Raw genomic sequence first — 13,521 nt, forward strand, 5'->3', positions numbered from 1 at the left:
TGTTCCTCAGTAATCAGTTTAGCTGAATATCTTCCAGTTCTTTGGGAGGGATTTTTCTGGTAGATGCGGCCACATGCTTTGCCAGAGCTCTCGAAGATTTTTTGATGTCTGCGTTGGTACCGGCGCCGCCCATACAGCCGCCTGGGCAGGCCATACCTTCAATCATACAGCCTTTTAATTTACCGGCCTTGGCGAGAGTCAGAACCTTTTTGCACTCCGCCAGGCTTTCAGCGTGCTCAATGTGGACTGAGATGTCGGGATAGTATTCTTTTAGGCAGGATTCGATTGCGCCTGCCACTCCACCCGCTACCGCATATCCGCGGCCAGCTCCCGTGGCATTGTGCAAGGAAGCCTCCCCTTCAAAAGCTTCCAAATTGATTTCTTTGGCATCGAACATAGCGGCCAACTCCTCAAAAGTAATCACGAAATCCACATCACTGCGGATATTGGTACGGGAGGCTTCCAATTTTTTGGAGGCACACGGACCGATAAAGACCACCTTTGCGTTAGGGTGTTCTTTCTTGATACTTCTGGCTGTGGCAACCATGGGAGTCAGCTCCCGGGAAATGTTGTCCTGCATATCAGGAAAGAATTTTTGAGTCATCATAATCCAGGAAGGACAGCAGGAGGTCAAAAGGAAAGGCAGATTGCCGGTAGCCACTTCTTTTGCGTAGTGATGGGCCTCCGTGATGGCGCCGATATCAGCGCCCAAAGCTACTTCATATACATCGCAAAAGCCCAGGGCCATAAGACCTGACCGGAATTTTCGGGGTGTGACTTTCTCTCCGAACTGTCCGATATAGGCGGGGGCTACCTCAGCGATGATTTCAGTCCCTTCCCGCAGCGCATGGGCAAGCTGGAAAATCTGAGATTTGTCCGATATGGCGCCGAAAGGACAGCTCACCATACACATACCACAGGAAACACATTTGTCATTGAGGATGGTAGCTCGTCCCTGCTGGTCACTGGTAATTGCGTTGACACCGCAGGCTCTCTCACAAGGACGGGTTTTGTGAGAGATCGCGTCATAGGGACACACAGATTTACATTTGCCACATTTGATACATTTGGTCTGGTCAATGTGAGAGTATCCGTCTACCATAGATATGGCACCTTTTGGACAAATCAGCATGCATGGGTGGGCAACACAGCCCTTGCAGATATTGCTGACTTCATATTTGTTGGGAGCGCAGGCTGCACAGGCGGAAGGAATCACCTGCATGAGCGGCGGCTCATAGTATTTTTCGTCAATATTGCTGGCCTCGATTCCTTCCGTGAGATGAACGGCACGGTTTTCGGGCCTTAAAGACATGCCCATGGCAAGACGCACTCTCTCGCTGGCTACTGCTCGCTCACGGTAGATGCTGTCGCGGTATTTTGCTTCTTCTTCGACTATCTTGTATGGGATTGCTTCGATATCGTGAATTAAATTTTCATCTGTGGAATAAAAACCGATTTTAGCAATTTCTGTAAAAATTTGCCGGCGTATTTGTTTGACTGGTGTGTTTAAGCCTCTCATAATCGTATCATTTCACTCCTTTTTTCCGTTTACGCACTCTTAATCTAATCTTAACGGATACAGAAATACTATGCAAGTTTTTTGTTGCAAACAAAGCGTAGGAGAGGACCTGAGATCATGATATTTTTATAACGAAATTGTTAATAAAACATCATTTATTAATCATTATTTTAACAGGATCGTTAATAAAAATGAATTGTACTTTTTTTGATACAAACGCGGAAGCCCTTGATTTTAGCGGGTTTTCGCCATGAAAGAACAGAAAAAAACTGACGGAAAATCTTGTGAAAAACGTAAATTTATTGTATCATTATTAACAAGGATATGTGAAAATTCTACAATAGACAGAAGGTTCATGAATGCAAAAAAATGGCACTGATTTATGAATTTTTTACAAGGAGGGAAAAGAATGTTAGACCAATCCTACTACAAAAAAGCAGACGAGATTATTGAGGAATACGGACGCAAAGAGTCCTCACTAATCCCAATTATGCAGGACATCCAGGCAGAGTATCGCTATCTTCCCGGGGAACTGCTGACGTATGTGGCCAAGGAGATCGGTGTGAAGGAAGCGAAAGCGTACAGCGTCGCTACGTTTTATGAAAACTTTTCTTTTGAGCCGAAGGGCAAGTATGTGATTAAGGTCTGTGACGGTACCGCCTGTCATGTGAGGAAGTCCATGCCTGTAAAAGAGGCTTTGATGAAAGAACTGGGATTAAGCCACAAAAAGCATACGACAGACGATATGATGTTTACGGTGGAGACCGTCTCCTGTCTGGGAGCTTGCGGACTTGCGCCGGCATTAAATGTGAATGATGTTGTCCATCCTAAAATGTCACCGGAGAAGGCTTTGGAGATGTTGGAAGAATTGAGAGGTGAGAAAAAATGAGTATAACCTGTAGAGAAGATTTGTTGAAAAAAAGAGAGGAAGCGCAGGCTTCGATTCAGTCTTATACTTGTCGGGTTCTTGTCTGTTCAGGTACCGGCTGTATGGCTTCCGGTGCGCAGAAAATTTATGATGAGATGAGTCTGCTGTGCAAAGATTTGGAAGGCGTGAAAATCGAAATGCAAAAAGATCTTCCTCATCTGGGTGTAGTAAAGACCGGATGTCAGGGACTTTGTGAATTAGGGCCTTTGATGCGGATTGAGCCTTATAATTACCAGTATGTAAAGGTACAGCCGGAAGACTGTCGGGAGATTGTGGAAAAGACAATTATGGCCGGACTTCCGATTGAACGTCTGTTTTACAGCCATGGTGAAAATATTTATGAGCATCCGCAGGACATTCCGTTTTTGAAGCTCCAGACGAGAATCGTGCTGGAAAACTGCGGAAATATTGACGCTGAGTCCATTGACGAGTACATTGCGATTGGGGGATTTTCTGCACTGTCCAAAGCGCTATTTGAGATGACTCCTGAGACCGTAATTGATGAAGTGGATAAATCAGGGCTTCGCGGACGAGGTGGAGCAGGATTTCCTGCCGGAAAGAAATGGAAACAGGTGGCAGGGCAGCCTGAGAAAACCAGATATGTGGTCTGTAATGGAGATGAGGGAGATCCGGGAGCTTTTATGGATGGCTCCGTGATGGAAGGCGATCCCTATAAGATGATTGAGGGAATGACAATTGCTGCCTATGCAGTGGGAGCACAGGAAGGATATATCTATGTGCGTGCCGAATATCCTCTTTCTGTGGCCAGACTGAAAAAGGCCATGAGGCAGGCGGAAGAGTATGGGTTATTAGGAGATCATATTTTAGGCACAGACTTTTCATTCCATTTACATATCAACCGTGGTGCGGGAGCTTTCGTCTGCGGAGAAGGTTCCGCTCTGACTGCTTCCATTGAAGGAAACCGTGGTATGCCGCGTGTAAAACCGCCTCGTACGGTAGAAAAGGGCTTGTGGGAGAAGCCGACCGTTCTCAACAACGTGGAGACCTATGCCAATGTTCCAAAGATTATTTTGGAAGGTGCAGATTGGTTCCGCACGATTGGAACAGAGAAAAGCCCCGGAACAAAGACGTTCTCCTTGACTGGCTCTATTGAGACGACGGGTCTGATCGAGGTGCCTATGGGAACGACTCTGCGCCATATTATCTATGATATCGGCGGAGGTTTAAAAAGTGGTGCAGCCTTCAAGGGAGTGCAGATTGGAGGTCCTTCAGGGGGATGTCTGACGGAAGAACATCTCGACCAGCCATTGGATTTTGACGCGGTGAAAAAATTTGATGCGATTATGGGTTCCGGCGGCTTGGTTGTCATGGATGAGAACACCTGTATGGTTGAGGTGGCGCGTTTCTTTATGAGCTTTACCCAGCGTGAGAGCTGTGGAAAATGTGTTCCTTGTCGTGAGGGGACGAAACGTATGCTGGAAATTCTGGAGAGAATTGTGGAAGGCAAAGGCGAGCTAAAGGATTTGGACCAGCTAGAGGAGCTGGCGGAGATGGTGCGCAGCATGGCTCTTTGTGGTCTCGGCAAGAGTGCTCCGCTGCCCGTCATCAGTACACTGAAGCGTTTCCGCGAGGAGTATGAGGAGCATATCATAAATAAGAAATGTCGTGCAAAAGTCTGTACAGCACTGCGTCAGTTCCATATTAATCCTGAATTCTGTAAGGGCTGCGGCAAGTGTGCGAAGAATTGTCCGACCGGGGCGATTACCGGTGCCCGGAAGCATCCTTACACGATTAACAATGATCTGTGTATCAAGTGTGGCAACTGTAAGGACAACTGTGCGTTCGACGCAGTCTATGTGGAAGCGTAAGAAGGAGGGAACAGAATGGGAACAATGACGATTGACGGTAGAAAGATTGAATTTACCGATGAGAAAAATGTGCTTTCCGTGATTCGGAAAGCTGGAATTAATATACCGACTCTGTGTTATCATTCCGAACTGTCTACTTTCGGAGCCTGTCGTCTGTGTACAGTGGAAGACGGCAGAGGCAAAATGTTTGCGTCTTGCTCTGAGGAGCCCAGGGATGGAATGGTGATTCATACCAACACAGGAAAATTGAGAAAATATCGAAAATTGATTGTGGAATTATTGTTGGCAGCTCACTGCCGTGACTGTACAACCTGCGTAAAAAGCGGGGAATGTGTGCTTCAAGAGCTAGCACACCGTCTGGGTGTCAAACAAGTTCGCTTTGAGAATACCAGAGAGCAAAGAGAGCTGGATTTCAGTTCTCCTTCGATTGTCAGAGATCCGAACAAGTGTATTCTCTGTGGAAACTGTGTCAGAGCCTGTTCAGAGATTCAGGGAATTGGCTGTATTGGCTTTGCTTTCCGAGGAACGGAGGCTATGGTGATGCCGGCATTTGACAAGAAAATCAGCGAGACAGATTGTGTCAATTGTGGTCAATGCCGGGTATACTGTCCGACAGGGGCGATTTCCATCCGTACCAATACTGGTTCTGTCTGGGAAGCGCTGAATGATGAGAATGTTCGGGTGGTCGCTCAGATCGCGCCGGCTGTCCGGGTAGCCGTGGGAGATTACTTTGGATTGCCGAAGGGCAGAAGCGTGATGGGTAAGATTGTAAATGTGCTGCATCGGATGGGATTTGATGAAGTGTATGATACCAGTTTCAGCGCGGACTTGACAATCATGGAAGAGTCTGCTGAGTTTCTGAATAGAGTTCAAAAAGGAGAGAATCTGCCGCTGATGACTTCCTGCTGTCCGGCATGGGTGAAATTTGTGACAGACCAGTATCCTGAATATGTGAAGAACGTGTCCACCTGCCGTTCACCTCAGGGAATGTTATCAGCGGTGATCAAAGAATATTTCCGTGATCCGCAAAATGCACAGGGAAAGAAGACTGTAATGGTATCTATTATGCCTTGTACCGCAAAGAAAATGGAAGCAGAACGTCCAAACAGCTATACAAAAGGGGAAAAGGACACGGATATTGTGATCACGACCACAGAGCTAATTCGAATGATTCGGACTTCAGGAATTGATTTTGCGGCTGCGGAGCCAGAAGCCTGTGATATGCCATTTGGATTTGGTTCTGGTGGCGGTGTGATTTTTGGAGTCACCGGCGGTGTGACCGAGGCAGTGTTAAGACGCCTGAATCCAGACCACAGCAAGACTACGATTGAGAATATTGCTTCCTGCGGCGTACGAGGGGAAGAGGGAATCAAAGAGTTCTCCGTACCTTACAATGGTATGGAAGTGAAAATTTGCGTAGTTAACGGCTTGGGCAATGCACGCACAGTAATGGAACAGGTGAAATCCGGTGAGAAAGAGTATCATCTCATCGAGGTTATGGCTTGTAGACGTGGATGTATCATGGGTGGTGGCCAGCCGACCAGAGCCGGCGAGAGGACCAAAGCAGCCAGAGCCAAAGGGTTATATAATGCGGACAACACGATGATTATCAAAAAGTCTGATGAAAATCCTCTGGTGCTGGAGCTGTACAATGGTCTGCTGAAGGGAAAAGAACACGAATTATTGCACAACGATAGTTATTGATAGTAGTTGGAAAAGTAAAAAAGCGGGGCAATGAAAAATTGCCCCGCCTTTTTGGTGTGGTGGGAGGCAGTAAATTCTGTCTTGTCTCGGAATGGGGTTTTATGGTAAAATCGTGCAGAAGTAAGAAGTGAGGAAAGAAGAATATGGCGAGTTGTCTGCAGACGCTGCTTTGGGGAGGAATCGTCCCAACGGCAGCTGGGCTGATCTTTACAAAACATAGAAAAGAGAATATCTGGGCAGCAGCTTTTTTGTTTGGGTATGGCTTATTGTTTGCTGTGTCTGAGTTGCTGATTTTGACGATGACTTTCCTTAGACAGCCATTTCATCGGCTAGTGTGGATTTGGGTGGTGGTCGCAGTAGGAGCGGCTCTTTGGGGAATTGTCAGAAGTATTGTGGGAAGAAAAGTGCAGCTTTTGCTTTTTTTTAAGTCTGCGAAGATCTCCACAATCTATTTTTGGATAGCGTTGCTGGTCATCGCGTTTCAAATTGCCGTGTCCGTATTTGGAGCACATATGGATGCAGACGATGCATTCTATGTGGGGACTGCGACGACGACGCTGCAAGAGGATTCTCTGTATCAGATCAATCCTTATACGGGAGGGGAATATCAGGGAATACCCACTCGCTATATATTGTCGCCGTTTCCCATTTATCTATCTGTAATGAGTGAATTGACAGGGATACATCCTGCTGTCATGGCCCACAGAATTTTTCCGATTATTTTTTATGTATTGGCCTATACAGCTTATTATCTGCTGGGTAAAACGTTATTTCAAAAGAATACGAGGGCCCAGGGGCAGTTTTTGCTATTCTGTGCATTAATTCAGATGAGTTTTTACTATAGCGTGTACACTTCGTCTACCTTTTTTTTAGTACGGATTTGGCAAGGAAAAGCATTTTTGGCGTCAGTGTTATTGCCGGTGATCTTTTATCTTTGTTTGGAGCTTTTTCGAGAGGCGACACGGGAGATTTCCTGGTGGGTTTTAGGATTTTTTTGTATGGCGGCATGCCTGGCCTCAAGTATGGGAATTATGCTAGTGCCGGTCATGGTGGGGATTTTTGCGTTTTTATACGGAGTTTTGGAGTGGAAATGGATGAGAGTCGGCAAGGCTTTCTTGTGTATTCTGCCGTGCCTGCTCTTAGGGATGGTTTACATTTTACTAGTCCTAAAAGGTTGAGAGTCGACAGAAAAAGAAGGAGTATGGTTGCAATGAGGGGGCGAGAAGATGGAGGAAATGTTGCGGATATCGGCGGAAACTTGGCAGTCTTATTGGGGTGAGGGTTACGGAAGTATTCTGACCGCTGTCAGTTTTCTATATCTTTTACTTTTTCCGGGAGAGAGAAAGAATCGAAAAGCCTTGGCGGGATATACAGTGGTATTCTTGTTTTTGTACTTTTTTCCGTATACTGCAAAAGTCATCAGTGCTTGTATCGGAGAAATGGTGTACTGGAGAGTACTCTGGCTGTTGCCAGCGATGTTTTTGATTGCGGCGGCGTGTACTTCATTCGTGCAGAAGTTTCAGGGAGGGTTTGCGAATGGTTTTATAGTGGCATTGCTGGCAGTGGCGATTGTATTTTGCGGGAGAAATGTATATTTTCATGGGGCTTATGAGCTGTCAGCCAACGCTGAGGAAGTACCGGAGCAAGTGGAGAGAATTTGCGATCTTCTGCGTCAGGATCAGCCTGATGGGGAGATACGAATGGCGACTACAGAGTCTATCGCCACTTATGTGAGGGTATATGACGCGGGAATCCGAATGCCCTATGGCAGGGGAGGAAAGGGTGCCGGAGGATGGTACAAGAGGACACTTTATGAAAACATAATGGCTCCAGATGTAAATGTAAAAATGGTCATCTACTGTGGAAAAAAGGGAGGCTGGAAATACTTGGTACCTGAGCTGAGAGATTCGTCAAAGGTGCAGATATTTTTGAACTATGGCTATGAATGTCTTGGCAATGTGGATGACTACTATATTTTCCGGGACCCGTCGATTTAGGAATAATGGGATTCCCCTTTGCATAAACTATAGCAATACATCGTATTGCAGGATGTGCAAGGGGGATTTATTATGGACAATTTTCAAGTGTACAAAGATATACAAGCCCGCACAAAAGGCGAGATTTACATAGGGGTTGTCGGCCCTGTCCGTACTGGAAAATCTACTTTTATCCGGCGCTTTATGGAACAGATGGCATTGCCAGTACTAGAGGAAGAACAGAGAAAAGAAGTGCAGGACCAGTTGCCTTTGAGCGGTTCAGGAAAGCTGATTACCACTGTGGAGCCTAAATTCATACCGAAAGATGCGGTGAGTGTTACCTTAAGTCAGGATACTCAGGTGAAAGTTAGACTCATTGATTGTGTCGGTTTTTTGGTTCAGGATGCAGCGGGAAATATGGAAGAGGGCAAAGAACGCATGGTGAAGACACCTTGGGCTGCCAAAGAAATTCCATTCCATGAAGCTGCGGAGACTGGGACTCAAAAGGTGATTCAAGAACATTCCACGATTGGTCTCGTGGTCACAAAGGATGGGTCATTTGGGGAGATCCCCAGGGAGAATTATATCCCGGCAGAGGAGAGGACGATCCAGGAGCTGAAAAAACAGGGCAAGCCGTTTTTGGTTTTGGTGAATTCCCAGAAACCATACCAGGAAGATACTTTAAAGCTGGCCCGGCAGATCGAAGAAAAATATCAGGTTTGTACGGTGACAGCCAACTGTGAACAACTGCGCAGGGAAGATGTGGTGCGGATTTTAGAAAAGGTACTCTATGAATTTCCAGTTTGTCAAATTCAATTTTTTATACCGAAGTGGGTGGAGATGCTTCCATCGGACCAGGAATTAAAAAATCAGTTGTTGAACCAGATTCGCAGTCTGATGGAGAAAATGCATAAAATTCGGGATATTTCACAGGAGACCGTTCAGCTAGAAGGTCCATACGTACAGGAGACTCTGTTGGAAAAGGTGGACTTGGCCACAGGAGTTGTCAAGGTACGTGTACAGATCAAGGAAGAATTTTATTATCAGATGTTAAGCCAGATGACAGGGATTCCTATGGAAAGCGAGTATGAATTGGTACACACGATGAAAGAATTCGCGAAAATGAAAGAAGAGTACAGTCAGGTGCAGTCGGCAATGGAAGCAGTCAGAGGCTGTGGCTATGGTGTTGTGATTCCGAAGTTAGAAGAGATTCAGATGGAGGAACCGTCTGTGATTAAACAAGGAAATAAATATGGGGTGAAGATGAAGTCGAAAAGTCCCTCTATTCACATGATAAAAGCAAATATCGAGACGGAGATCGCGCCGATTGTGGGAACGGAGGAACAGGCGAAGGACTTGATTTCTTATATTCAGGAGAGTGAGTCGCGGGGAGAGAGTATTTGGGAGACAAATATTTTTGGAAAATCCATTGAGCAGTTGGTGGAGGATGGAATCCGCACGAAAATCGCAGCGATCAGTGAAGAGAGCCAGGTGAAGCTTCAAGATACTATGCAGAAAATTGTCAATGACAGCAAAGGCGGACTGGTATGCATTATTATTTAATGTGAGAATTCTGTGGAAAGCCTTGAAATCCTCAAAGAACTAGGCTATGATTACTTTGGCTGTATGATTAAAACTGGTTAGGAAGGATAAAAATGCGAGGACTGTTTGATATACATTGCCATCTTGTGCCTTATGTAGATGATGGGGCTAGAGATATGGATGAGGCAATAAAAATGTTGAAAATGGAATACAGACAGGGGGTCCGCTATATTATTGTGACCCCCCATTTTCGTCGAGACATGTTTGAGACTTCTATGGAGCAGATTCTCAAACAGTTTTTGCGGCTGAGGGAAATCGGAAAAAAGATAGGCATTCAGCTGTTTCTTGGCTGTGAATACCATGTGGACGACGGAATGGTGAGAATGTTGCGCGCGAAAGAAAGGCCCTGTATGGCTAGCTCCAGGTATGTTCTTGCGGAGTATCGCTATGATGTGAGCACGGAATATGTCAAGGAGAGCTTGGATGATTTGTTGAGAAACGGGTACCTTCCGATTATCGCCCATATAGAGAGATATACGGATGTCTGTGCAGACTGGGATTTTTTGGAAGAAATTGTGGATATGGGGGCTTTTATACAGGTAAACGCAGGCAGCATTATCGGAGATGGTGGAAGAAATGTCAAACGCTTTTGTAAGAAACTGATGAAAGAGGATTTGCTGCATTTTGTAGGCACGGATGCCCATAGAATTGACATACGCAGACCCATTATCAAACCTTGTGTGGACTATGTCATAAAGAAGATGGGGGAGGACTATGCCAGAGAAATTTTTGTAGAAAATCCAAGGAGGATTGTACTTCGGTGAGAAAAGTATCTATTTTGGAAATAGTTGAGAAATTTTGCTCAAAGTGATATGATGGTAATATCACCATCAAGGGGAAACGGAGGAACAAAAGATGACAGCGTTATATAAGGTGCGGACGGTCTATCAAAAGAAAGATGTCCTGAGGATGCAAAAGCTGGCAAATGAAAAGACAAGGAGAATGTTTTTTATCGCCGCAGTGGTGGCTTTGGTGGCGTCTTTGGTTTTGTTGTACTGGTCAAGTACTAGCGAAGGGCAGAATGTGGCTTTCTTTGGAATTTCAGCGAAATCCATCAGCATAGTTTTGGCGGTGGCTGTTGTGGCGTCGATGGTGTTGATTGTGCTACAGCCTTACCATCATACCAGAAAGATTTTGAAAGACAAAAAAGACCAGATGATCAAAGCGAATTTTTATTTTTACAAAAAAGGATTCCAATATGGATGGGGAGACAATTACCGTTCGATCTCTTATAAACAGGTGAGAGACTACCGTGAGATGGAGGATGGATATTTTTTTCAGGCTGAAGATGTGGTCTATTGGGTAAAAAAAGAGGATTTTGAAAGAGGGGACAGCATGGAATTTTCGAAATTTATGGATTCTGTGATAAAGCAGCCCTCTCAGGAAAAAAAGAATAAATGATTTTTAGTCGGAAGCGATGTCAGGAAAGTCTCTGTGCGCTTCCGATTTTTAATGTGATAGGAAAGACCTTGTCACGCTAATGCGTGAAAGTCATTTCCTATCACATTAACGCTCCGCTGTGGATGCGCACGCCGCAATGAGGGATTTTACCGCTTTGCGGTTGCGCGCAAAGTGGGACTGTACCTCTTAAGATTGAGGGGATAAGGGAGTGCGATGCACGGAGCAATCCGCAGCTTATACTTATTTGAAAACGAAACATGGGACGTGATTTTTCATATAGTAAAGAGAGACGGAAATTGAGGATGTGGCAATATGGAAAATCTGAGTTATACAGGCAAAGGTGTCTGTGTAGCTGTGCTGGATACGGGAATTTATCCTCATATGGATTTGAGTAGGCGTATTGTCGCCTTTTATGACTATATTAACCAGAGGGAATTTCCCTATGATGACAATGGTCACGGAACGCATGTCTGTGGCATTTTGGCGGGGAGTGGAGAGGCATCTGGTGGGAAATACAGAGGAGTTGCGCCGGGCTGTCTTTTGATTGGAATGAAAGTTCTAGACCGGAATGGCAATGGAAGAAAAGAGGATGTATTAAAAGCGCTGGACTGGGTGATTCGCAATAAGGAAGAATATGGGATTCGCATTGTGAATATCTCTGTGGGAACCACCTACGATCATACCTCCCAGAATGATGTGCTGATACAAGGGGTGGAGAGAGCCTGGGACAGTGGACTGATTGTGGTGGCTGCTGCGGGAAACAGAGGTCCAAATCCAGGCAGTGTGACATCTCCGGGCAGCAGCCGGAAAATTATAACGGTGGGTTCTAGTGATCTGCTTCTGGGAAAAAGCGGAATTTCAGGGCGTGGACCGACTTTTGAATGTGTCTGCAAGCCGGATTTAGTGGCTCCTGGGAGTCATATCGTCGCTTGTACACCTGGCTCCAAAAATGGTTATGGAATAAAGAGTGGGACTTCGATGTCCACGCCTTTGATCTCGGGAGCAATCGCGCTGCTTCTGGAAAAGCATCCGGATTTGACGAATGTGCAGGTGAAAAAAATACTGTTGGAGAGTGTAGATGATATGGGACTGTCTCACAATCAGCAGGGCAGAGGGGTATTCAACTTGAAAAAGTTTTTGGAACGCTGAGGAAAAAATTGACGAATGTCCGATTCTCGGATACAATAAGAGTCAGTGAAAAATCTGGTGAGGTTTTGACGGTCTTGCCGGCTGGATAAAATAAAGGAGGATACGCGGAAGATGGATAAAATTAAGATGCAGACTCCGTTGGTGGAGATGGATGGAGATGAGATGACTCGGATTCTTTGGCAGAAGATCAAAGAAGAGTTGCTTTTTCCTTTTGTGGAGCTGAATACAGAATACTATGATTTGGGTTTAAAAAAGCGGGATGAGACCGACGATCAGATCACTGTACAGGCAGCAGAAGCTACAAAGAAATATGGAGTAGCTGTAAAATGCGCGACGATCACGCCAAATCACGCCAGGATGGATGAGTATCAGCTTAAGAAAATGTGGAAAAGCCCTAACGGCACGATTCGGGCGATTTTGGATGGGACCGTGTTTCGGACTCCAATTGTAGTAAAAGGGATTGAACCTTGTGTAAAGAATTGGGAGAAGCCGATTACAATCGCACGTCATGCGTATGGAGATATCTATAAAAATACAGAGCTTTCTATTGAAAAACCGGGAAAAGCAGAGCTTGTGTTTACCGGGGAGGACGGTTCTGAGAAAAGAATGCTGATTCAGGAATTTAAAAACTCCGGAGTACTGATGGGAATGCACAATCTGGATGCCTCCGTGGAGAGTTTTGCCAGAAGTTGCTTTTCTTATGCGTTGGATACGAAGCAAGACTTGTGGTTCGGCTGTAAGGATACGATCTCAAAGACTTACGATGCACGTTTTAAGAATATTTTTGAGGAGATTTATGAGAAAGAATTCAAGGAAAAATTCCGGGCACAAGGGCTTACTTATTTCTACAGTCTGATCGATGATATTGTGGCCCGCGTGATGAAGGCGAAAGGTGGATTTATCTGGGCCTGCAAAAATTATGACGGGGACGTGATGAGCGATATGGTCTCTTCAGCTTTTGGTTCTCTGGCGATGATGACTTCTGTGCTGGTTTCACCTCATGGATATTACGAGTATGAGGCTGCTCACGGGACAGTTCAGCGCCATTATTACAGACATCTGAAAGGGGAAGAGACTTCCACAAACTCTGTGGCGACAATTTTTGCCTGGACAGGGGCTCTGAGAAAGCGAGGCGAGCTGGATGGAAATCATGTTTTATCCGACTTTGCCGGCAAACTGGAACAGGCGACCATCGCCACCATCGAGTCAGGACGGATGACTAAGGATTTGGCGCTGATTACCACTCTGGAAAATCCGGTGGTGCTGAACAGTGAGGCATTTATCCAGGCGGTGAGGGGAGAACTGGAAAAACTGCTGGCGGAATAAAAAGAAATTTTGATATGGAAAAGGCCATCTGTCAACTTCATTCATAGACAGATGGCCTTTTGAGGTCTCATTGTGACAGGAAAGAAT

General features: G+C 45.5%; 11 protein-coding genes. 10 read left to right on the forward strand and 1 reads right to left on the reverse strand.

Annotation, left to right across the window (positions count from 1 at the left end; all coding sequences use genetic code 11):
* Nucleotides 1–13 precede the first annotated feature (13 nt).
* Complete coding sequence (locus tag BLHYD_RS07745) at nucleotides 14–1,519, reverse strand: 4Fe-4S dicluster domain-containing protein (protein ID WP_005945386.1); 1,506 nt, start codon at nucleotides 1,517–1,519, stop codon at nucleotides 14–16.
* 409 nt (nucleotides 1,520–1,928) lie between these two features.
* Here BLHYD_RS07745 and BLHYD_RS07750 point away from each other — a divergent pair, with 409 nt between their 5' ends.
* From BLHYD_RS07750 to BLHYD_RS07795, 10 genes are all read left to right on the forward strand, one after another.
* Complete coding sequence (locus BLHYD_RS07750; RefSeq protein ID WP_021844740.1) at nucleotides 1,929–2,408, forward strand: complex I 24 kDa subunit family protein; 480 nt, start codon at nucleotides 1,929–1,931, stop codon at nucleotides 2,406–2,408.
* Nucleotides 2,405–4,276, forward strand: coding sequence for an NADH-quinone oxidoreductase subunit NuoF (locus tag BLHYD_RS07755; RefSeq protein ID WP_005945396.1), 1,872 nt, complete (start codon nucleotides 2,405–2,407; stop codon nucleotides 4,274–4,276). Before BLHYD_RS07750 ends, BLHYD_RS07755 begins: the two co-directional genes overlap by 4 nt.
* Before the next feature lie 15 nt (nucleotides 4,277–4,291).
* The gene (locus BLHYD_RS07760) at nucleotides 4,292–5,980 is read left to right on the forward strand and encodes a [FeFe] hydrogenase, group A (protein ID WP_005945399.1); all 1,689 of its coding nucleotides are present in this window, start codon (nucleotides 4,292–4,294) and stop codon (nucleotides 5,978–5,980) included.
* Nucleotides 5,981–6,123: 143 nt separating this feature from the next.
* Nucleotides 6,124–7,158 carry a DUF6077 domain-containing protein gene (locus BLHYD_RS07765; protein WP_005945405.1) on the forward strand — a complete coding sequence of 345 codons (1,035 nt, stop codon included), beginning with the start codon at nucleotides 6,124–6,126 and terminating at the stop codon, nucleotides 7,156–7,158.
* Nucleotides 7,159–7,206: 48 nt separating this feature from the next.
* Nucleotides 7,207–7,977, forward strand: coding sequence for a hypothetical protein (locus tag BLHYD_RS07770; RefSeq protein WP_005945408.1), 771 nt, complete (start codon nucleotides 7,207–7,209; stop codon nucleotides 7,975–7,977).
* Nucleotides 7,978–8,049: 72 nt separating this feature from the next.
* Entirely contained in the window at nucleotides 8,050–9,519 is a 1,470-nt protein-coding gene (gene spoIVA / locus BLHYD_RS07775; protein ID WP_005945411.1) for a stage IV sporulation protein A, read from the forward strand.
* Nucleotides 9,520–9,611: 92 nt separating this feature from the next.
* Nucleotides 9,612–10,322 (forward strand): CpsB/CapC family capsule biosynthesis tyrosine phosphatase, encoded by a 711-nt coding sequence (locus BLHYD_RS07780; protein ID WP_005945414.1) that lies wholly within the window; start codon nucleotides 9,612–9,614, stop codon nucleotides 10,320–10,322.
* 91 nt (nucleotides 10,323–10,413) lie between these two features.
* A complete protein-coding gene (locus tag BLHYD_RS07785; protein WP_005945416.1) occupies nucleotides 10,414–10,959 on the forward strand; it encodes a YcxB family protein in 546 nt (181 codons plus the stop codon).
* A 312-nt stretch (nucleotides 10,960–11,271) separates the two neighbouring features.
* Nucleotides 11,272–12,108, forward strand: coding sequence for a S8 family peptidase (locus BLHYD_RS07790; protein ID WP_005945419.1), 837 nt, complete (start codon nucleotides 11,272–11,274; stop codon nucleotides 12,106–12,108).
* 111 nt (nucleotides 12,109–12,219) lie between these two features.
* Nucleotides 12,220–13,434 carry an NADP-dependent isocitrate dehydrogenase gene (locus BLHYD_RS07795; protein WP_005945422.1) on the forward strand — a complete coding sequence of 405 codons (1,215 nt, stop codon included), beginning with the start codon at nucleotides 12,220–12,222 and terminating at the stop codon, nucleotides 13,432–13,434.
* Nucleotides 13,435–13,521 lie beyond the last annotated feature (87 nt).

It is taken from the genome of Blautia hydrogenotrophica DSM 10507 (assembly GCF_034356035.1).
GTDB lineage: Bacteria > Bacillota > Clostridia > Lachnospirales > Lachnospiraceae > Blautia_A > Blautia_A hydrogenotrophica.